Source organism: Mycobacterium tilburgii (genome assembly GCF_902168065.1).
Classification (GTDB): domain Bacteria; phylum Actinomycetota; class Actinomycetes; order Mycobacteriales; family Mycobacteriaceae; genus Mycobacterium; species Mycobacterium tilburgii.
Map to the genome: position 1 here is coordinate 18,807 of NZ_LR655719.1, position 20,194 is coordinate 39,000.

Here is a 20,194-nt window from a genome sequence, read left to right on the forward strand (position 1 = left end):
ACAAATAAATCTGGAAAGAGATGTCTACCGCTGGTAAGGTGATTGGGTGCGGACGCGTCACTATAACCAGAACTGCCCGGTCGCGCGCGGGCTCGACGTCCTGGGGGAGCGGTGGACGTTGCTGATCCTGCGTGAGTTGGTCGGCGGGCCCCGCCGCTACGGCGACCTTCGGGCCGAATTGCCGGGCATTGCAACCAATCTGCTCGCCGAACGGCTCAAGGAATTGCAAGACGCCGGGCTCGTCGACCGCGCCGACTTACCGGCGCCGATCGGGCGCACGGTTTACACGCTAAGCGATCTGGGCTGGCAGCGGGTGTTACCCATCCTGCAAAGCGTCGCGTGGTTCGGCCTGGACCGCCTCGATCCGATCGACGACAAGCCGACCACCCCGCTCAACGGGTTCCTGGCCGGCATCCTGCTCGGTTTCGACCAGATGCACGCCGCCGGCGTGGACGCGACCTATCGTGCCGAAATCGACGGTCGCCGTTTCGAATTCACGGTCATGCAGAATCGCCTCGCGGCTGCCCGGGGTGGACCGGTGGTGACGATGACCGCTAGCGCGGCCGATCTGGTCACCGCTCGACTGGGGACAACCGACGCCAAGCGCAAGGCGGCGCTGCGCCGGATCGCCTTCGACGGGGACGAGCGCGACATCGGCGCCATGCGCGCAGTGTTCTCGCTCCACTAAACTCGGTCAACGTGGCTGAACCTCGACCTACGGACCGCTCGGTGTTGGTGGTCGACTTCGGCGCGCAGTATGCGCAGCTGATCGCCCGCCGCGTGCGCGAGGCGCGGGTCTTTTCCGAGGTTATCCCGCACACCGCCACGATCGACGAGATCAAGGCCCGAGACCCGCTGGCACTGGTGCTGTCCGGCGGCCCGGCCAGTGTGTACACCGAGGGCGCCCCGCCACTGGACCCGGCGGTGTTCGACCTCGACGTGCCGGTGTTTGGTATCTGCTACGGATTTCAGGCGATGGCGCAGGCGCTGGGCGGTACCGTTGCCCACACCGGCACCAGCGAATACGGCCGTACTGAGATGAAAGTCCTTGGAGGCGAACTACATTCGTGTTTGCCTGTGGTGCAGCCGGTCTGGATGAGCCATGGTGATGCGGTCACAGCGGCGCCCGAGGGGTTTGACGTGGTGGCCAGCAGCGCGGGTGCGGCCGTCGCCGGCTTCGAGAACCGGGCTCGGCGCCTGGCCGGGGTGCAGTACCACCCGGAGGTGATGCACAGCCCGCACGGGCAGCAGGTGCTCAGCCGGTTCCTGCACGACTTCGCGGGGTTGGGGGCCCAGTGGACGGCCGCTAACATCGCCGACTCGCTGGTCGAACAGGTGCGCGCCCAGATCGGTGGTGGTCATGCAATCTGCGGGCTGTCCGGCGGGGTGGATTCCGCGGTCGCTGCGGCGCTGGTGCAGCGTGCCATCGGTGACCGGCTGACCTGCGTCTTCGTCGACCACGGGCTGCTGCGCGCCGGCGAGCGCGCCCAGGTGCAACGCGATTTTGTGGCCGCGACCGGTGCCAAGCTGGTCACCGTCGACGCGGCCGACACGTTCCTGCAGGCGCTGTCGGGGGTGACCAACCCGGAGGGCAAGCGCAAGATTATCGGCCGCCAGTTCATCCGGGCCTTCGAGGGCGCAGTGCGAGACATCTTGAGCAACAACGGATCCGAGGCAGAGTTTCTGGTTCAGGGCACGCTGTATCCGGACGTGGTGGAGTCCGGCTGCGGCAGCGGGACCGCGAACATCAAGAGCCACCACAACGTCGGCGGTCTGCCCGACGACCTGAACTTCAAGCTCGTCGAGCCGCTGCGGCTGTTGTTCAAGGACGAGGTGCGCGCCGTCGGGCGGGAACTGGGCCTGCCGGAGGAAATCGTTGCGCGTCAGCCGTTTCCGGGTCCGGGGCTGGGTATCCGGATCGTCGGCGAGGTCACCGCGGCGCGGCTGGACACTCTGCGGCGTGCCGATGCGATCGCGCGTGAGGAGCTCACCGCGGCTGGCCTGGACAACATGATCTGGCAGTGCCCGGTAGTGCTGCTGGGCGAGGTGCGCTCGGTCGGCGTGCAAGGCGACAACCGCACCTACGGGCACCCGCTCGTGTTGCGGCCGGTGTCCAGCGAGGACGCCATGACCGCCGACTGGACGCGAGTGCCCTACGAGGTGCTGGAACGCATCTCGACCCGGATCACCAACGAGGTGACCGAGGTCAACCGCGTGGTGCTGGACATCACCAGCAAACCGCCGGGCACCATTGAGTGGGAATAGCCCCCGGCTCTCATCGCCATAGCCGCCGTGCCGTTGACGGGCACCGCGTGGGTGCATGGTGGGCCGAGGACATGCGCCGTGCGATGGAATTCCGTGCGAAATTCGGTGACGGTCGGTTCGTCGACGTGTCGTTTGCCACCCTGCAAACCAACCCGGTCAACACCGTCGCCGACAGCCACGACAGGCTCGGCCTGACCTTCACCGATTCGGCGCAGGCCAGGGTGCGACAGTGGGCCGACGAACACCGGCCGGGCCACCGCGGCACCCACCACTACGCAGCGGATGCCGGACCGCTCGGACCCGGTCCGGGCGGTGGCCGCCTGGATCGACGGGCGGCTGGACCTGGCTTTCAACCCGCAGATTCGCTCCGATCTGCACCACATGTCGCTCGAGGCGAGCAGCAGATGTTCGTCACGCCCGAGTCGGTGGCCCCCGCCTACCGGGAGATTCTGCGTCCGCTCGTCGAACAATTACGCCGGGGAAGAGATTCCGGACTGTTCAGCGGCATCGACCCCGACGGTGAAGCGTTGTCCATCCACGGCGTCGTGTGGGCCAACATCGAACGGCATTGGGCGACAACCCATCGCGATCCCAGTGAGATCCGCGAGCGCGTGCAGCGGTTCTGCTTGCGCGGGCTCGGCGTCCCGCCCGAAACGGTCGCGGCCGTGCTCACCGACGTGGCCGGGTCGCGGGGGAGCTGAGACGCTTCCGGCTAGTCCACGAATTCACTTGTGCCGTATTCGATTGTCGCCCCGATCCCAATTTCTGCCCGCCGTGCTGACGAGTCGGCGGGCGACCTCGCGGTCGGCGCTTGGGGCCACCAAGACCAGGGGTGTGATCGGTCGTGGTGACGGATCCGCCGCGCAGCCGGGTGCGGGCCGGCGGGTCGGCGGCCAGCGCATCGCCGAAGCGGGTGATGTCGACATCGGGCACCGTGACGAGGATCGCGGTGGACGCCGGCTCGGGCAGGCAGTCGAAGGACAACACGGATTCCTGGCCGAACTGACGGCGCAGCACCGCGCCGGCGCGGTGCCCCCACCTGCACGTGGCCACCGCCGACGCCGACCGCGACGCCCGCCTTTTGAAGGGGTGATTGCCGCTGTCGACGATCTGGTGCCCCGCGCCGAGGTGCCGCGGCCCGGGCTCCTTGTGTTGCCGGTGCGCGGCGCGGCCCGCTATTTCGGCTCCGAGGAGCAGGCGGCCGAGCGGCTAATCGACGCGGTGGCGGTGAGTTCGGTGGCCGGCGCCGAGCGTCAGGTCGGGATCGCCGATCAGCTGCCCACTGCCGTCCTGGCCGCCCGGGTGGGTCGTATCGTCCCGCCGGGCGGCGATGCGAAGTTTCTGTCGGTGCTGTCGATCCGGCAGCTGGCCACCGAGACGAGCCTGTCCGGGCCCGGACGAGAAGAGCTGAAGGATCTGTTGTGGCGCTTGGGGATTCGTACCCTGAGGCAGTTCGCCGCGTTGCCGTCGACCGACGTGGCGTCCCGGTTCGGCGCCGACGAAGTCAGCGCTCACGGCTCGCCCGCGGCGAACCGGGGCGGGGGCCGTCCGGGCGGGAACCGCCGGCCGAACTCGAGGCGGTGCTGGATTGCGATCCGCCGATCGACCGGGTCGACGAGGCGGCTTTAGCCGGGCGCTCGCTGGCCGGCACGCTGCATCAGATGTTGATGTCCGCCGGCGTGGGATGCACCCGGCTGTTCATCCACGCCGTCACCGCCAACGGCGAGGAACTGAACCGGGTGTGGCGATGCGCGGAGCCGTTGACCGAGGATGCCACCGCCGATCGGGTGCGTTGGCAACTGGATGGATGGTTCAGCAACCGGACCGGGTCGTGCTGGGCCCACCGCCCCGGTGACGTCGCTGCGGCTGCGGGCGGTGGAGGTGATTTCCGCCGAGGCGCTGCAGCTGCCGCTATGGGGCGACCTCGGCGAGGAGGACAGGCTGCGGGCGCGCCGTGCCCTGGTGCGAGTGCAGGGCCTGCTCGGCCCGGAGGCGGTGGCGGGGGGTACCGGTGCTGTCCGGGGGACGCGGCCCGGCCGAACGCATCACCATGACTCCGCTGGGTGACGAGCCGGTGCCATATGCCGACCCGGGGCTGCCATGGCCCGGCCGGCTGCCGGATCCGTCGCCGGCGGTACTGCTCGACGATCCGGTGGAATTGCTTGACGCGCAAGGTGATCCGGTACGGGTAACCGCCCGGGGGATGTTCTCCACCGATTCCGCGCGGCTGGTCGTCCGCGGCCAGGGCGACCCGCTGCGCTGGTGGACCGGACCGTGGCCGGTCGACGAGCGGTGGTGGGATGACCGGCCGCAGACCGGCCACGGCGGAAGTCGCACCGCCCGGGCTCAGGTGCTGCTGCAGAGCGAGCGGGCGCTGTTGCTGTTGCTACCGGCAAAGGAGGTGGTATTTGGAAGGAAGTTACGAGTGAGCCGGTTCAGTACCGGCCGAACACTACCGCGACGTTGTGGCCGCCGAATCCGAACGAATTGTTAATCGCGTAGCGGTAGTTCCCGGGGCGTGGCTGACCCGCAACCACGTCCAGGTCTATATCCGGGTCGAGATTCTCCAAGTTCAGCGTCGGCGGGATCACCTGGTCCCGCAGGGCCAGCACGGTCAGGATCGACTCCACCGCGCCGACCGCGCCCACTGAGTGGCCCAACGCCGCCTTGGGGGCGTACACCGCCGCCTTGTTGCTGCCCAGCGCGTTGTTGATGGCCTTGGCCTCGGCGAGGTCGCCCACCGAGGTGCCGGTGGCGTGGGCGTTGACGTGGTCGATGTCGTTGGGCGTGAGCCCCGCGAGTTGAATCGCCCGGGTCATGGCGTGTTCCGCGCGTGCGCCGTTGGGGTCCGGCGCCACCATGTGGAAGCCGTCCGAGGTGATGCTCGCGCCCATGATGCGGGCCAGGATATTGGCGCCCCGGGCCTTGGCGTGCTCCTCGGTCTCGATCACCATCAGGGCGCCGGCCTCGCCGAACACAAAGCCGGTGCGGTCCCGGTCGAACGGCCGGCACGCGCCGGCCGGGTCATTGTTCTTGGTCGACATCACGATGCGCATCTGGGCGAACGCCGCGATCGCCACCGCCTCGATCCGCACCTCCACGCCGCCGCAGATGGCGATGTCGGCCTCGCCCAGCACGATGTTGCGCCACGCCTGCGCAATGCCCTCTGAACCGGACGCGCAGGCCGATATCGGAGTCAGCACGCCGGCCCGGGCGCGACGTTCCAGCCCGATCGCCAGGGCGGGGCCGTCGGGCATGTACTTCGACACCGCCAGCGGCGACACGGCATCTTTGCCGCGGGAGCGCAGATCGTCGTAGCTGAACACGATCTGCTCGGCCGAACCCAAGCCGGTGCCGACCGAGACCAGCAGCCGGTCCGGATCCACCTCCGGCGACCTAGCATTTTCCCAGACGCGGCGACTCAAGATGGTTGCGATCTTGTGTAGCCAGCCCATCCGGTGCCGCTCGGCCCGGGTCAGCCCCTGGTCGAAGTCTTCCAGCAGGTGCCCGCCGATACGTACCGGCAGGTCATAGTGCTCGACAAACGAGTCATGCAGAGTGCGAATTCCGCTCTGCTTGTCCAGCAACAACTTCCAAGTGCTCTCCGCGTCCGTCGCCAGCGCAGTCGTCATCGCAATTCCGGTGACCACGACATCCGGAAGTGCTTTCCCCGTGACCAGCTCTGCCATTGCGAAGGTCCTTCCCTGCTGACTAACGCAACCCCGACCCGTCACGCCACTATTCCACAGCCGCACCGACCCACCGCGCGAACGGCCCCACTCGTTCGATGAAGCGATCGAAGAACGCCGCGGAGTGGACGCGAATGCCAATGCGCGCGTTCGGTTCTCGACGCCCGGGCCAGTCGGTCACGGTCATGCCGCGGGTTAGGGTCCTGGCCAGCTCGACATCCACCCGGCCCGCGCGTGTCGCGACCAGATCCGGGGTCCAGCGCGATTGCCGCCGCCAACGGGTCGTGCAGGTGTGCCAGATAACCGTGCCCGTTGTCGCAATAGCCTCCATGTAGAACCGGATTGCGTCTTCGATTACCCGGATCAGAGGATTGGACGCCGTCGATCGGGTCCCGCGTTCGTCCTGCACGCTCATCGTCGTCGTGGTCGATCCCGCGGCGCCGGCCAGCCGTGCCAGGATTTCCGGTGTGATCGCGACGGTGCGAGTCAGATCCAGGCCGCACAAAATTGGAAGATGTTGTGGTTCAAGGTTTTCCGCCGACCATGCCCGGAAAACCTGATCGGCGGCCTCCTGGTCCACGCTGATGTTCCATTCCGCGACGGCGGTGGTGTTCCCCACTTGGTCGTAGGACCCGCCCATGATCACCAGCCGGCGCAACAACGTTGACAGTGTGGGCTCCATGCGCAGCGCCAACGCGAGGTTGGTCAACGGGCCGGTCGCCAGCCGATGAGCTCACCGGGCCGGGTCTGCGCGGCCCGCACCCAGGCCGTCGCCGAGTCGTAGTCGGTCAGCGCGGCGTCGCTGGGCGGCAGGTCGGCATACCCCAAGCCGCGCGTACCGTGCACTTTCGACGGGGTGCGTAGCGGGCCGGTCAACGTCTCGTCGTATCCCTTTGACACCGGGATGCCGGGGGCGTGGCACAGCTCGAGCAGACCCAAGTTGCTTGCGCAAACCTGTTGTACCCCAACGTTTCCACCGGTCGAGGTGATGCCGACCAGGTCGGCGTCCGGGCTGGCCAGCAGGTAGATCAGGGCCAGCGCATCATCGACACCGGTATCGACGTCGGCGAAGATCGGTTCCTTACGACCGGTGCTCGCCGTTACCAATGAATCCCGGGCACCAGGCGGACCGCCTTACGGACCAGCCGGGGCACCCCGATGCGCCCGACAGCCCGGACCGGGAGTTTGGGCCGCCTGGTCGCCGGAGTGGGCGCCGCGGTGTGGTCATCCGTGTGGTCCAGCGGCCGGCGCCACCCCCAGGGCCGCCGCGGAATCCGGATACCCCAGGTATACCTGATGCAGAATCCGTCGGGACGTCTTGGCAACAGGTCTCCGGTCTCGGCGAGGATGCCCAGCGGGGTGTCGATGCGTGCCGGTTTTTCGACCAGTCCGCGCACCACCATGGCCGCCGCCCGTTCCGCACTGATCGGTGCGACCAGGTTGAGCCGTTGCGACGGAGCGATCATCGCGTCTTGACCAGCGGCATGTGGATATTGGTAACGTGATGTGGTCGGACAGTGTTTCGGAGGCCACCACATCGGAGAACGCGTCCAAGGCCGCTTTGGTAGGGATACGAGCTGTACTTCGGGTTGCGGGCCAGCACGCCCGCGCTAGACACGTTGACGACGTCAACGAACCGGCGCTCTCGCCAGTGCGGCGGCAACGCCAGCGCCATGCGCACCGCACCGAAGTAGTTGACCGCCATCACCCGTTCGTAGTCGTGCAACCGGTCGGTGGAGTTGATCACCGAGCGGCGAATCGAACGCCCGGCGTTGTTCACCAGGTAGTCGACGTGACTGAACCGGCCCAGGATGTCCTTGATGGTGTGCTCCACCGACACCGAATCGGTGAACGCGTGTGCCTGACCGCCGCTGGCACGGATCTCGGCGACCAGCTCGTCGAGCGCGGAACCGTTGCGCGAAAAGCGAAAACGGTGGCGCCCCGCTCGGCGACCGCGATCGCCGAGGCCCGCCCAATTCCGCTGGACGCACCGGTGATGATCGCGTGCATGCCCCGCAGGGCGCCGGCCGGATCGTCGCGGCGAACCCGATCGGGGTCGAGGTGCTCGGCCCAGTACCGCCATAGCCTGGGCGCATAACAGGCGAACTCGGGTACTTTCAATACCGGTGCCGCGCAAGGCTTGGCCAGCACGCCGAAGAAGTAGTACGGCCCGTCGATCTTGTCCATCTCGCCGGTACGGGAGTCGCCGACCACCACCGCCGGGCGGTAGATGAGGTAGCGCAGCCCGGGTGTGGACCGTACCAGCAGTTTGGCCTCGAACTTCGTCTGGTGATACGGGCTGGGCAGCTGCTGGCCCACATCGAAGTCGTCTTCGGTGTATTCGCCGCGGAAGTCGCCGGCCACCGCGATCGACGACACGTGATGGACCGTGGTGCCCAGCCGCAGTGCCAACGCGATGACGGCGCGGGTGCCCTCGACGTTGGCCGCGTGCTGCTCGGCCTCGCCGGCGGTCACGTCGTAGATCGCCGAACAGTGCACCAGGTGGTCGACGTGGCCCAGCTCGGCGACGGTCTCGTCGGTGAGCTCCAAGCCCGGCGAGGTCTCCGACCAGCGGTTTGACCCGTTCGCCCCACTTGGCGGCAAGACGTTCGAAACGTCCCAGCGACTGCCGCCGGACCAGAACCCACACCTGCGCGTCACGCCGGGTGTTCAGCAATTCGGCTACGACGCGGCGCCCTAAACTCCGTACCGCCGGTAACGTCATACCGCATGGCGTCATGGTAACGGGGATCAGGTGAAGCTGCGGATCCCGTCCCACTCGACCAGCGTCCACCCGTCCGTCTGATTGCCGGTCACCACCACGCGGCCGATGTTGGGCAGGGGATGATCTGGTCATCAGGCTTGCCTTGCCGTTCTTGGCGACCATCAGGGTCCACGTCATGATCGCGACGCCCTGGGAGACCTACCACCGGCTTGCTGTTCCCGCTGGTGTAGACCTTGTTGACGGCGGCGGTGAACTGGTCGTTGAACTGTTTCCCGCTGATCGAGCCCGGGATGCTGTTGCCGACGTCGCCTTCGATCCAATTCACCGGCGCCAGCATGTATGTCCTCGCCGCCATCGATTCGGGTTTGCCGTTGTACCAGCCGGCGTTCAAGGCCTGCACGCCGTTAAAGATGTCGACCGTCTTGCCGAGTTTGCTGGCCAATGGTGCGGCGGTCTGCTGGGCCTCGACCATGGCGGAGGCGCAGACGGCGTCGAAGTCGTTGCGACCGCTCTGGTGCGCCACCTGCTGGGCCTGTCCCTTGCCCTCGGCGGTCAGTCCGGGGCCGGGCGGTCGGTGTTGATCACGCCGTCGGCTTCAGCCTGAGTCTGGGCGCTGCGGATGAAGGTCACCGTGATCGAGCGTGCCTGGGTCGAGCCACCGCAGCACCGACGACGAGTATCGTCACAAACTTCGCGGCATTTCCGAACTTGCTGCGCGTCCCCGTGGCGATAGCCTGCCCTGCCGACGGGCCTCGGGGAAGAGTTTGCAATGGTTGGGTGCAGAAAAGCTCGAATCTTCAAGATTGAGGAGACTCGTATGGCGATTGACCCGACTGCCATCGGCGTAGTGACCGAGCCGATGTTGTTCGAATGGACCGATCGGGACACCATGCTGTACGCCCTCGGCGTCGGGGCGGGGCTCGAGGACTTGTCGTTCACCACCGAGAACAGCCACGACATCACCCAGCAGGTGCTGCCCACCTACGCGGTGATCTGCTGCCCGGCCTTCGGGGCGGCCGGCAAGATCGGAAAGTTCAACTGGGCCATGCTGTTACACGGTTCGCAAGGCATCCGGCTGCACGCGCCGCTGCCGCCCGCGGGCAAGCTGTCGGTCGTCACCGAGGTCGCCGATCTGCAGGACAAGGGCGAAGGCAAGAATGCGATCGTCATGCTGCGCGGTCGCGGCACCGACCCGGATTCGGGTCGGCTGATCGTCGAGACGCTGACCACGCTGGTGCTGCGCGGCGAGGGCGGGTTCGGCGGGCAGCCGGGTCAGCGCCCCATCGCGTCGGAGTTTCCCGACCGTGCGCCCGACGTCCGGATCGCCCTGCCCACCCGCGAGGATCAGGCGCTGATCTACCGGCTCTCCGGGGACCGCAACCCGCTGCACAGCGACCCGTGGTTCGCCCGCGAGCTGGCCGGTTTCCCCAAGCCGATCCTGCACGGCCTGTGCACCTACGGGGTGTCGGGCCGAGCGCTGGTGGCCGAGCTCGGCCAGGGCGTGGCGGCCAACATCGTCTCGATCGACGCGCGGTTCACCTCGCCGGTGTTCCCCGGCGAGACGTTGACGACGCTGATCTGGCGTACCGAGCCAGGCAAAGCGGTGTTTCGCACCGAAGCTTCCGGGGCCGACGTTGCCGACGCGCGGGTGGTGCTCGATGACGGCGCGGTGGAGTACGCGCCGAGCTAGCCGGTTTCGGCCAGCTGCCGGGCCAGCCTGTCGACGAACTCGGCGACGTGGGCCGGGCTGTCCAGCGCATATTGGGCGGCGGTCGCCCGGTCGCCGTCGTCGTTGTGCCGTATCAGGATCGCAATGCCGCCGGCCGCGCCTCGGCGCGGCCGGCGCACCGCGTCGAACGCGTCCTCGTCGGTGATGTCGTCGCCGAGATAGACCGGGGTCAGGCTCGCCGGGCCGTCCAGGTGATCGATCACCCAGCGCAGCGTTTCGCCCTTGTCCCAGTCGACATCGGGGCGCAGTTCGATGACTTCGCGGCCGGTGGTCACCCGCAGTTTGTCGCGGCGGCCCGCGGCATGGACGGCCGCCGCCACTTCGCCGACTCGGTCTCGTGCCGCGTTGCGGTAGTGCACGGCCACCCCGAATCGCTTGTGTTCCACCACGACTCCGGGAATGGCGGCCAGCCGCTCGCGCAGCTGGGCGGCCGCCTGTGCCAGCACCGGGACCCCCGCGGCCGCGGCCTCGTTCTGATGGTGGGTTCCATCGGGAGCGGTCAGCTCGAATCCGTGGCTGCCGGCGTACCAGATGCCGGGCAGGCCGACCCGCGCCGTCACGTCGGCCAGGTCGCGGCCGGACAGGATCGCGACCGGACACCGCGCGGCCAGCTTTCGCAGCGCCGCCCCGGCCCCGGCGACTAGTTGCGCCGCGTCTGGATCGTCGACGATGTCCGCCAGCGTGCCGTCGAAGTCGAAGAACACCGCCGGGTGCCGGGTGCGCAGGTCGCCTTCCAGCAGCCACGCGGCGTCGGCGAGCTGGGACATGCGCCGGTCGCCGGTACGGGCGGTGACGTTGCCGAGCCGCTGCGCGTCGATCACCAGCGCGAACCCGCGATCGGCCGCGGCCGCGGCCGTCGCGTCACTCGCGGCGACGACGGCGCAACGCCCGGCCCGAATGCCCGCCACGTCGTCGCCCGGCGCGAAGGTGCCGGTGGCGACGCCCGCGTCGTGCAGTTGCCCGAGCAACGCGGCCGGAATGTTGGCCGCGGGATCGAACAGCACCGCGTCGTGACGGCGCGGGTCGATGGTCAGCTGCTCCGGGGTGGGCACGGATCAACCTTCTCACGGTGGGTCGCTCCCGCCCCGGCAGGGTTAGTGCCGCGCTCGCGCGCTCGGATGGGTCGGCGGTACGCCCTTGGGCAGCGCGCGGGCCCGGCGCTTGCGGCGATCCCCGGTGAACAACAGCACGGAGTCCTGGCTGAGCGCCGTCAGCCGTGCCATCTCGCGTTCGATTCCAGCGGCGACGCTGCAGTTGCGGTGCGGCGTCGTAGTCGGCGGTGATGCCGAAGATCAGCCTGTCGCCGTATCTGAGGACCGCGACTCTGCTGGACAGTTGTGAGGCCGTCGGTGGGATCGGCAGCAGACATTCCACGGTGGCGCCTCAGCGCCGACCGGTGCCGCGGCCCGGGCGTGTTGGTGGCCAGCGTCACGACTCCGGGCTGCGGCAGCCGGCTGAGCACCAGATGAAGTGCCTTGGCGCACAAGGCTACCGGCATGAAGCCGGTCGCCAGGTCGGCGATGCTGCTCTTCTTTCCGGCTGGCTCGGGCTTGTTCAGGCTGCTGTGCACTATCCGCAGCCGCTGCACCGGATCCGTCGTGTTCGATGGGCAGGTATGGCAGCTTGCCCGCGATGTCGTCGGCCTTGTCCAGGGTGCGCACCGAATCCGGCCGGGGCCGTTCGCCGCGATCCAGCAGCATCGCCCGGAAGCCCTCGATGATGGCGGCGAGCGCGACGTCGTTGGTGGTCACCCGGCACTTGCCGCACACCGCGTCCACCGCGGCCAGCGGAACACGCACGATGCCGTAGCGGCGCATCGTAACCGGCTGAGGCCGCCGACGATGTCCGCGCCACCGACCAGATGCTGTCGGCCAGGTTGTTTGGTGACGGCCGAAGCTGACTCCAGCGCCTCGAACCAGCCGCGCTTTCGGGCTGGTGCCGGATCGAGTTCGGGCACAGGCGGATCGGCGAAGAACCCGCCGTCGGCGTCGTCGCAGAGCCGGGTCAACAGATGCACCGCCGGGATGGCCCCGGCCAGCTGGTGGTGCACCTTCACCAGGACGGTCCATGTGCCCGTCAGACCGTCGATCACCCAGCACTCCGACGGTGGCCGGTCCGATTCCAGCGGCCGCTCCAGCGCGTGGGCAATCGCCCGGGAAAGGTCGGCCTCGTCACCGAGGTGGGGCACCGCTACCCGGCGCAGGTGAGGTCGAACCCGGGGTCGTCGATCCAGTGCTGGGCGCCGCTGAGCGGGTGTGTCCGCAACGCTTGGGTGCAGCGCGGTATCGCGAGAAGACGTTCCGCCAGAAGGTCTTTGAGCCGGCCCATGCTGGGGGCCGAGCCTTCGACGATGGCGACCGCGCCGGTCACCACGCTGGCCTGCCGGTCGGGATCGGCCGCGGTGCGCAAGCCGCTGTCCAATGCCGCTGTCAGCTGTACCATTTGTAGTTCCCGCCCGTCGTCGGCCTCGTACCAGTATCAGTCGCGGCGGTGCGATCGCGGTAGGTCCAAGCCGTTAAGACTGTGTTTAGAAGTTGAATCCCGGTTTAACAACCGCTTTAACAACTGTAAACATAATCGAACATACATTCGATAGACTGTTCGGGTGGGTTTCAGCAACGAGCCGCGGAGTTGGGCGGAGATGGAGCGTCTGCTCGACAGCAAACCGTGGCGCGCTGACCGAGGCGGCCGGCAGGCATTGGCACATCTTAACCGGCTGCCGCAAAGGACATGTCCGCCAAGCTCTTTCCGAGGGTGGTCCGGAGGCCGCGGAGCGGGCGCTGGCCGATCTGGTCGACCGGTTCGGTGCGCACCGGGTCAGCGTCGAGCTGACCCAGCATGGCCAGCCCCCTCGACGATGAACGCAACGCGGTGCTGGCCGGGATCGCGCGGCGCTTCGGGGTCGGGGTCGTCGCCACCACCTGGGCGCATTTCGCGGAGCCGTCGCGGCGCCGGCTGGCCATGGCGATGGGTGCGATCCGGGCCCGGCAGTCGCTGGCCGCCGGATGGCTGGCCCTGCTGGGCGGCTCGCACCTGCGGTCCGGTGCGGAGATGGCCCGGCTGTTCGGGCATGTGCCCCTTGGGGACCCTAATGTGGTGGCCGCCGCCGTCGAACTCGGCGAGCAATGTGCGTTCGGGCTGGCGTTGATCGCGCCGCGATTGCCGCCGTTCGACGTGCCCGCCGTCCACACCGAGGACAGCTGGCTGCGGCAGTTGACGATGGCGGGCGCGCGGGAACGCTACGGGTCGCCCGAGAGCGCGCCGCGTGCGTACGCCCAGATCGAGCGGGAGCTGAAAGTCATTGCGCATCTGACCTTTCCGTACTACTTTCTGGTGGTTCACGATATCGCCCGGTTCTGCCGGGAGAACAACATCCTGTGCCAGGGCAGGGGATTGGCGGCCAACTCCGCGGTCTGGTACGCTCTCGGTGTCACCGCAGTCGATCCGGTGGTCAACGAGCTGATGTTCGAGCGTTTTCCTGTCGCCCGCCCGCGACGGTCCGCCCGACATCGACATGGACATCGAGTCGGATCAGCGCGAATCATCCAGTACGTCTACGACAAATACGGCCGCGACTACGCCGCTCAGGTCGCCAACGTGATCACCATACCGGGGCAAGATCGCGGTGCACGACATGGCCCGCGCCTTGGGTTTCTCGCAGGGGCAGCAAGACGCGTGGAGCAAACAGATCAACCACTGGAACGGGCTGGCCGACTCGCCCGATGTAGAGGGCATTCCCGAACAGGTGATCGACCTGGCCAACCAGATCCGGAATCTGCTGCGACACATGGGGATTCATTCCGGTGGCATGGTGATCTGTGACCGTCCGATCGCCGACGTGTGCCCCGTGGAATGTGCGCGGATGGAGAACCGCAGTGTGTTGCAGTGGGACAAAGACGACTGTGCGGCAATCGGTTTGGTGAAGTTAGACCTGCTCGGCCTAGGCATGCTCTCGGCGCTGCACTACGCGATGGATTTGGTCGCCGAGCACACGGGCGTCGAGGTCGATCTGGCTCGCTTGGACCTCTCCGAGCCAGCGGTCTACGAGATGCTGGCCCGCGCCGACTCCGTCGGGGTGTTCCAGGTGGAGTCACGCGTCCAGATGGCGACGTTGCCACGGTTGTTCTACGACCTGGTGGTCGAGGTCGCGCTGATCCGCCCCGGGCCCATCCAGGGCGGATCGGTGCATCCCTACATCCGGCGGCGCAACGGGATAGACCCGGTCGTCTACGACCACCCGTCCATGGAACCGGCGCTGCGAAAGACGTTGGGAGTGCCACGGTTCCAGTAGCAGCTGATGCAGCTGGCGGTCGACTGCGCCAGCTTCTCCGCCGCCGAGACCGACCAGTTGTGCCGCGCCATGGGGTCCAAGCGTTCGGCCGAGCGGATGCGACGGCTCCGCGATCGGTTCTACGACGGCATGCGCAGATTGCACGACGCTCCCGATGAGGTGATCGGCCGGACCTACGAAAAGCTGGAGGCGTTCGCCAATTTCGGTTTCCCGGAGAGCCATGCGCTGTCCTTCGCCTCCCTGGTGTTCTATTCGTCGTGGTTCAAGCTGCACCACCCGGCCGCGTTCTGCGCGGCGCTGCTGCGCGCCCAGCCGATGGGCTTCTATTCGCCCCAGTCGCTGGTGGCCGACGCCCGCCGGCACGGCGTGTGGGTGCACGGCCCCGATGTCAACGCCAGCCTGACGCACGCCACCCTGGAGAATGCCGGCACCGAAGTCCGGCTCGGGCTGGGTGCCGTCCGGCATATCGGCGATGACCTCGCCGACCGGATGGTCAAAGAACGAAAGGCCAACGGCCCCTTCACCTCTCTGCTGGACCTGACCACACGGTTACAGCTTTCGGTGCCGCAGGCCGAGGCGCTGGCCACTGCGGGGGCGTTGGGCTGTTTCGGGACGTCGCGGCGCGCGGCGTTGTGGGCGGCCGGGGCCGAGGCCGCCCAACGGCCCGACCGGCTACCCGGCGTGGGGTCGTCATCGCATATCCCGGCCTTTGCCGGGGATGACCGATCTGGAGCTGGCCTCCGCGGACGTGTGGGCCACCGGGATCTCCCCGGACAGTTACCCGACCCAGTTCCTGCGGGCCGACCTGGACGCGATGGGTGTGATACTTGCCGACCAGTTGCCGAGTGTGCCCGACGGGGACCGGGTGTTGATCGCCGGCGCTGTGACCCACCGACAGCGACCCGGCACGGCGCAAAGTGTGACGTTCATCAGCCTCGAGGACGAAACCGGGATGGTCAACGTGCTCTGCACCCCGGCGGTGTGGGCCCGGCACCGCAGACTGGCGAATACCGCCCCGGCGATGCTGGTGCGCTGCCAGGTTCAAAACGTCAGCGGCGCAGTCACTGTTGTGGCCGAGCGACGGGGTCACATCACCCTGGCCGTCGGCTCGAAATCTCGTGACTTTAGCTAAAACCCCATTGCCCCTTCCTGTTTATTCGTAAGCTGTCTGCTCGTCGCTTGAAAATGGTTGTCGTGATTACAGTTTCGAGGGAGTTGGTAATGAAATTCACAGCCATCCGCCGCGGTGCCGCACTATTGGGTTGTGCTGCGGCCGTTGTTCTTTCCCCGCCGTTGCTAGCGCCGATCCGTCCGATCCGCACCAGCCGGACATGACCAAGGGTTACCGCCCGGGTGGTCGGTGGGGTACGGCGATTTGGCCGTGTGCGACGGCGAGAAGTACCCCGACAGGTCGTTTTGGCACCAGTGGATGAAAACCTGGTTCGTCGGCCCGCAGTTCTATTACGACTGCGTTGGCAGCGACGAACTCCTTCCCGGCTCTGCTCCCGCCCGGTGGCTGCGGCGGCGCGATCCCGGCCGACCAGCCGCCTCCGCCGCTGGCAAACTGATCTCAGCGAGACGAAGAGCGAGCAGAACGAGGGTATAGTGACGGAAAAGTCTGGTTCTCACCAGAGCTTCGCGCGGGTTTGGACTCGAGATCGCCCGCAAGATTCTGGCGCAGGGGCGATCAGGTGGTGGCGACCGCTCGGCGCGCGCAACAGATCCTGGAACAACTGCCCGACGCCGGCGCGACGCGTTGCTCGCGATCGACCTCGACGTCACCGATGCCGACCAGGCGACCCGGGCGGGCCAGTCGGCCGTCGACACGTTCGGCCGGATCGATGTCCTGGTGAACAACGTCGGCCGTGGCTTGCTCGGCGCCGTCGAGGAGTCATCCGCCGCCGTGGTCCGGGCCGTCTACGAGGTCAATGTGTTCGGCACCCTGACCGTGCAGCGGCCGTGCTGCCGGTGATGCACCGTCAACGCAGCGGCCACATCATCAACCTCAGTTCGGTTGGCGGACTGGTCGGCGGGCCCGGCTGGGGCATCTACTGCTCGGCAAGTTCGCGCTCGAGGGATTCAGCGAGGCGCTGGCCCACGAGGTGCGGCCTCTGGGCATCTGGGTCACCATCGTCGAGCCCGGCTATTTCCGCACCGATTTCCTCGACGCCTCCAGCCTCGACACCGCGGCTAACGTCATCGCCGACTACGAGGCCGACCGCGGGGGCCGTGCGTGCCCACGTCGCGGACGTCAGCCATGCCCAGCCGGGTGACGGCGACCGGTCAAGGCCGGCCGCGGCCATCGTCGACATCGCGTCGGCCGCCCGCGCCGCCGGTGCATCTGCTGCTGGGCACCGACTGCGTCGCCGCGGCGGAAGCTAAGATCGAGGACCTCAAAGCCGACATCGAAGCGTGACGGACGCTGTCCACGGTACAGGGGTCTGTTCCCGATCGCCTACGCCAAGGGCACCGATTTCCTTCCGGCCAAGCGGCTGCCCGCCGACCAGCTGACGCACTGGAACAGCTGGTAAGCGCTACACCGCGCCCGGGTAGCCGAGTTGGCGCCAGGCCTCGTAGACCGCGATCGCCGCGGCGTTGGACAGGTTCAGCGAGCGCCGGCCCGCCAGCATCGGGATGCGCACCTGCCGGGTGATGTGGGCGTCGGCCAGGATCGTGTCGTTCAGGCCGTCGGGTTCCGGGCCGAACATCAACACGTCGCCGGGCCGGAAGTCGACGTCGGCGAGCACGGTCGGCGCGTGCGCGGTGAACGCAAACACCCGCGCCGGCAACACCGCATCCCAGGCGTCCTGCAGCGTCGGGTGTACCGTCACCGACGCCAGGTCGTGGTAGTCCAGCCCGGCCCGGCGCAGCTTGGGCTCGGACAAGTCGAAGCCCAGCGGCTCGACCAGATGCAGTTCGGCGCCGGTGGCCGCGGCCGTGCGGATTGCGTTGCCGGTATTGGGCGGGATCCGGGGCGACACGAACATCAGCTTGAACACAACGCGATAATGGTCGCATGGTCGAGCAGAGCATCTGGATGCAGAAGGTCGCTGCCGATCCGGGGCATTCGCATTGGTACATCGAGCGTTTCCGTGCCATGGTGCGCGCAGGCGACGAACTGTTCAGTGAGGCGCGGCTGGTGGACGCGCTGACGCCGAGTGGTGCGCGCATCCTGGACGCCGGATGCGGCCCCGAGCGGGTGGGCGGGGCTACCTGGCCCCACCGTCGGTCACGACGTGGTCGGCGTCGATGTCGACCTGGCGCTGATCGCGGCGGCCGAACAGGACTATCCCGGCCCGCGCTGGGTGGTCGGCGACCTCGCCGAACTCGACCTGCCAGCCCGCGGCATCGCCGAACCGTTCGACGTCATCGTCTCGGCCGGCAACGTTATGGCGTTTCTGGCCCCCAGCACCCGGGGGCGGGTGCTGAGCCGGCTGCGGGCCCACCTCGCCGACGACGGGCGCGCGGCGATCGGGTTCGGTGCGGGCCGCGACTACGGAGTTCACCGAATTCGTCGAACACGCCGCCGCTGCCGGGCTGACGCCCGACCTGCTGCTGTCCACCCGGGATCTGCGGCCCTTTCGCCGCCGACTCGGACTTTCTCGTCGCGATTCTGCGGCCCGCGTAGCGCGGTGCTATCCGGTCGATAACGATCCGCGGGCTGTCCATACTCGTCGAATTGCCACGCGTTTACCGCTCGCGCGTTTCGGCGTGGGGGAAGCGGAACAAAAGCAGGAAAGCTCATGAGCCTCTCGTTTGATTGGGCGCGCAGTACCGGCGCAGTCGCCGGCCTGCAGTCGCCGCATGACCGTGTTCAACCGCCCACCCCCGGGTCGAGGCGGCACCCACCGACCGTTGCGGTCCCGGCTAGTTCGGCGGCTTCGGCGAAACGACCGCCGGCGTGGTCGTTGAGCAACTGGCCGGTCCGGTGGAAAAGTCCTTGCCATGTGCTGGTTCCGCTGATCCTGGCCGCGCTGTTCGGCGGACTACGCGTCAACACCGCGATGGCCAGCTCCAGCGGTTTGCGGTTGGCCGCCGACCGCGCCGACATGCTGCCGGCGTTCACCAAGTACATGTCGGCGCTGGACGTCGCGTTGTTGGCGGGCTCCACCGGACGAGACGTCGTCGGCGCGAAGAAGAATTACGACGCCCGCAAGGGTGAGCTTCAGACGCGGCTGGAAGACACCGACGTGGACCCCGATCTCCGGGCGGGAGTGCGCACGCTGCTCGACGGCAGGCAATCGCTGGGCCGAGGACGTCTATCAGCGCCTCGGGTGGACGATGCGCAAATCCGGGCCCAGGCACAGGGATTGAGCCGTGCCGTCGCCGCCCGCGGCCAGATGATGATGCAGAAGATTCTGGTGACCCGCGGCGCCGACTGCCCGAGTCGCGGCTGCGGACCTCGATGATCACGCTGGCCGGTACGGAGCCGTCGACGTTGTTCGGGATGAGCCAGGTGCTCGGTGCGGGCTCGCCGGACGCCAAGACCCTGCAACAGCAGATGGTGACCCGGATGGCGATCATGTCGGACCCGGCCAGCGTGCTCGTCGACAATCCGGATCTGCTGCGTTCGCTTCAGTCACCGACACGATCGCCGAGCAGGTCATCGCCGACGCCACCGCGTCGGTGACCAAGGCGGTGCACACCCAGGCCGACGAATGGCACGCCGCCGAGGTCCGCGACGGCGTCGTGGTGCTGGCGGCCATCATGATCGCCCTGATAATCGTGTTGTTGATGGGCCGCGCGCTGGTGGTGCCGCTGCGGGCGCTGCGCGACGGCGCGCTCAAGATTGCCCACACCGATCTCGAGGATGAGATCGCCCGCGTCAAAGCCGGTGGTGTCGAACCGATTCCGGCTCCTCTGCCAGTGTACACCACCGAGGAGATCGGCCAGGTCGCCCCATGCAGTGGATGAGTTGCACACCCAGGCGCTGCTGCTGGCCGGTGACGAGGCGCGGCTGCGGCTGCTGGTCAACGACATGTTCGAGACGATGTCCCGGCGCAGCCGGTCACTGGTCGATCATTAGCTGTCGCTGATCGATCGCCTGGAGCGCAACGAGGAGGACCCCGAACGGCTGGACAGCCTGTTCCGGCTGGGTCATCTGGCCGCTCGGCTGCGTCGCAACAGGGCCAACCTGCTGGTGCTCGCCGGTGCGCAGCTCGCCCGCGACCAGCGTGAGCCGGTGCCGCTGTCGACCGTGGTCAACGCCCTCGTAGTTGTCGTGGCTGTGCAGCGGTACTACCACGCCCGGTGGCACCACGCCGCGCATGACGCAGACTTCCTCGCCGCCGGCATGTCCGTGACCAATGGTAAGAAACTCGACGGTGCGACCGAGGGCGCCGGGCTACTCGTCAATTCAGCGTCGTTTCAGCCGGATCTTCCACCAAACGATCGCGCTATAGATTACGCACAGAACTCCCAGCATTCCCATGTCGAGCAGCCATGCACTCTTGGTGTGATTCCAGTGCTGGTCCTTCGGGTCGGTCGGGCCCGGT

The 20,194-nt window shown here is 67.7% G+C and carries 18 protein-coding genes and 9 pseudogenes; 16 read left to right on the forward strand and 11 right to left on the reverse strand.

What is annotated here, in order from left to right; translation table 11 throughout:
- Positions 1–46: 46 nt before the first annotated feature.
- From FQ389_RS12305 to FQ389_RS18060, 5 genes and pseudogenes are all read left to right on the forward strand, one after another.
- A complete protein-coding gene (locus FQ389_RS12305; protein WP_144208047.1) occupies positions 47–688 on the forward strand; it encodes a winged helix-turn-helix transcriptional regulator in 642 nt (213 codons plus the stop codon).
- A gap of 11 nt (positions 689–699) precedes the next feature.
- A complete protein-coding gene (guaA, locus tag FQ389_RS12310) occupies positions 700–2,265 on the forward strand; it encodes a glutamine-hydrolyzing GMP synthase (protein ID WP_186296393.1) in 1,566 nt (521 codons plus the stop codon).
- A 47-nt stretch (positions 2,266–2,312) separates the two neighbouring features.
- Positions 2,313–2,966 (forward strand): sulfotransferase family protein, encoded by a 654-nt coding sequence (locus FQ389_RS20095; RefSeq protein ID WP_260860713.1) that lies wholly within the window; start codon positions 2,313–2,315, stop codon positions 2,964–2,966.
- 146 nt (positions 2,967–3,112) lie between these two features.
- Positions 3,113–3,271, forward strand: a complete 159-nt coding sequence (locus tag FQ389_RS20100) for a hypothetical protein (RefSeq protein WP_260860714.1) — start codon at positions 3,113–3,115, stop codon at positions 3,269–3,271.
- Positions 3,272–4,694, forward strand: a pseudogene (locus FQ389_RS18060) (DNA polymerase Y family protein); the annotation flags it as partial.
- A 6-nt stretch (positions 4,695–4,700) separates the two neighbouring features.
- Here the strand turns inward: FQ389_RS18060 and kasB are convergent.
- The 5 genes and pseudogenes from kasB to FQ389_RS12350 form a co-directional block, all read right to left on the reverse strand.
- The gene (kasB, locus tag FQ389_RS12335) at positions 4,701–5,954 is read right to left on the reverse strand and encodes a 3-oxoacyl-ACP synthase KasB (RefSeq protein WP_144208056.1); all 1,254 of its coding nucleotides are present in this window, start codon (positions 5,952–5,954) and stop codon (positions 4,701–4,703) included.
- A 49-nt stretch (positions 5,955–6,003) separates the two neighbouring features.
- Complete coding sequence (locus tag FQ389_RS20105; RefSeq protein WP_260860715.1) at positions 6,004–6,663, reverse strand: nucleoside hydrolase; 660 nt, start codon at positions 6,661–6,663, stop codon at positions 6,004–6,006.
- On the reverse strand, positions 6,660–7,061 hold the full coding sequence (locus FQ389_RS20110; RefSeq protein WP_260860716.1) for a nucleoside hydrolase: 402 nt from the start codon (positions 7,059–7,061) through the stop codon (positions 6,660–6,662). The genes FQ389_RS20105 and FQ389_RS20110 overlap by 4 nt, the downstream gene beginning before the upstream one ends.
- Positions 7,055–8,595 (reverse strand): annotated as a pseudogene (locus tag FQ389_RS12345) (SDR family NAD(P)-dependent oxidoreductase); the annotation flags it as partial. The pseudogene FQ389_RS12345 and the gene FQ389_RS20110, both read right to left, overlap by 7 nt.
- A 110-nt stretch (positions 8,596–8,705) precedes the next feature.
- Positions 8,706–9,365 (reverse strand): annotated as a pseudogene (locus FQ389_RS12350) (histidine phosphatase family protein).
- A gap of 131 nt (positions 9,366–9,496) precedes the next feature.
- On the opposite strand from FQ389_RS12350, the gene FQ389_RS12355 reads away from it, so the two are divergent.
- Positions 9,497–10,369: a MaoC family dehydratase gene (locus FQ389_RS12355; protein WP_144208059.1), complete on the forward strand. Its 873-nt coding sequence runs from the start codon at positions 9,497–9,499 to the stop codon at positions 10,367–10,369.
- Here FQ389_RS12355 and otsB read toward each other — a convergent pair.
- The 5 genes from otsB to FQ389_RS21300 form a co-directional block, all read right to left on the reverse strand.
- The gene (gene otsB, locus FQ389_RS12360; protein ID WP_144208062.1) at positions 10,366–11,460 is read right to left on the reverse strand and encodes a trehalose-phosphatase; all 1,095 of its coding nucleotides are present in this window, start codon (positions 11,458–11,460) and stop codon (positions 10,366–10,368) included. The genes FQ389_RS12355 and otsB overlap by 4 nt on opposite strands.
- 42 nt (positions 11,461–11,502) lie before the next feature.
- The gene (locus tag FQ389_RS21285) at positions 11,503–11,631 is read right to left on the reverse strand and encodes a hypothetical protein (RefSeq protein WP_313901977.1); all 129 of its coding nucleotides are present in this window, start codon (positions 11,629–11,631) and stop codon (positions 11,503–11,505) included.
- Positions 11,619–11,996 (reverse strand): hypothetical protein, encoded by a 378-nt coding sequence (locus FQ389_RS21290; protein WP_313901978.1) that lies wholly within the window; start codon positions 11,994–11,996, stop codon positions 11,619–11,621. The genes FQ389_RS21285 and FQ389_RS21290 overlap by 13 nt, the downstream gene beginning before the upstream one ends.
- Positions 11,997–12,155: 159 nt before the next feature.
- Positions 12,156–12,596 (reverse strand): wax ester/triacylglycerol synthase domain-containing protein, encoded by a 441-nt coding sequence (locus tag FQ389_RS21295; protein ID WP_313901979.1) that lies wholly within the window; start codon positions 12,594–12,596, stop codon positions 12,156–12,158.
- Positions 12,597–12,598: 2 nt separating this feature from the next.
- Positions 12,599–12,850 carry a hypothetical protein gene (locus tag FQ389_RS21300; protein WP_313901980.1) on the reverse strand — a complete coding sequence of 84 codons (252 nt, stop codon included), beginning with the start codon at positions 12,848–12,850 and terminating at the stop codon, positions 12,599–12,601.
- Positions 12,851–13,627: 777 nt separating this feature from the next.
- On the opposite strand from FQ389_RS21300, the pseudogene FQ389_RS20115 reads away from it, so the two are divergent.
- The 8 genes and pseudogenes from FQ389_RS20115 to FQ389_RS12385 all read left to right on the forward strand — a co-directional run.
- Positions 13,628–13,954 (forward strand): annotated as a pseudogene (locus tag FQ389_RS20115) (hypothetical protein); the annotation flags it as partial.
- A gap of 88 nt (positions 13,955–14,042) precedes the next feature.
- Positions 14,043–14,777, forward strand: a pseudogene (locus FQ389_RS20120) (error-prone DNA polymerase); the annotation flags it as partial.
- Positions 14,778–15,014: 237 nt separating this feature from the next.
- Positions 15,015–15,821 (forward strand): helix-hairpin-helix domain-containing protein, encoded by an 807-nt coding sequence (locus FQ389_RS20125; RefSeq protein WP_260860720.1) that lies wholly within the window; start codon positions 15,015–15,017, stop codon positions 15,819–15,821.
- 99 nt (positions 15,822–15,920) lie between these two features.
- Positions 15,921–16,267, forward strand: a pseudogene (locus tag FQ389_RS12375) (hypothetical protein).
- A gap of 50 nt (positions 16,268–16,317) precedes the next feature.
- Positions 16,318–16,671: an SDR family NAD(P)-dependent oxidoreductase gene (locus FQ389_RS20130; protein WP_260860721.1), complete on the forward strand. Its 354-nt coding sequence runs from the start codon at positions 16,318–16,320 to the stop codon at positions 16,669–16,671.
- Positions 16,672–16,801: 130 nt separating this feature from the next.
- Complete coding sequence (locus FQ389_RS20135) at positions 16,802–16,972, forward strand: hypothetical protein (protein WP_260860717.1); 171 nt, start codon at positions 16,802–16,804, stop codon at positions 16,970–16,972.
- Positions 16,969–17,115: a hypothetical protein gene (locus tag FQ389_RS20140; RefSeq protein ID WP_260860718.1), complete on the forward strand. Its 147-nt coding sequence runs from the start codon at positions 16,969–16,971 to the stop codon at positions 17,113–17,115. Before FQ389_RS20135 ends, FQ389_RS20140 begins: the two co-directional genes overlap by 4 nt.
- Before the next feature lie 22 nt (positions 17,116–17,137).
- Positions 17,138–17,230: pseudogene (locus FQ389_RS12385) on the forward strand (nitroreductase family protein); the annotation flags it as partial.
- A 3-nt stretch (positions 17,231–17,233) separates the two neighbouring features.
- Here FQ389_RS12385 and FQ389_RS12390 read toward each other — a convergent pair.
- Positions 17,234–17,698: a tRNA (cytidine(34)-2'-O)-methyltransferase gene (locus FQ389_RS12390; RefSeq protein ID WP_144208065.1), complete on the reverse strand. Its 465-nt coding sequence runs from the start codon at positions 17,696–17,698 to the stop codon at positions 17,234–17,236.
- 17 nt (positions 17,699–17,715) lie between these two features.
- On the opposite strand from FQ389_RS12390, the pseudogene FQ389_RS12395 reads away from it, so the two are divergent.
- Both FQ389_RS12395 and FQ389_RS12400 read left to right on the forward strand, forming a co-directional pair.
- A pseudogene (locus FQ389_RS12395) lies at positions 17,716–18,327 on the forward strand (class I SAM-dependent methyltransferase).
- Positions 18,328–18,442: 115 nt separating this feature from the next.
- Positions 18,443–19,914: pseudogene (locus tag FQ389_RS12400) on the forward strand (ATP-binding protein); the annotation flags it as partial.
- Positions 19,915–20,194: the final 280 nt, after the last annotated feature.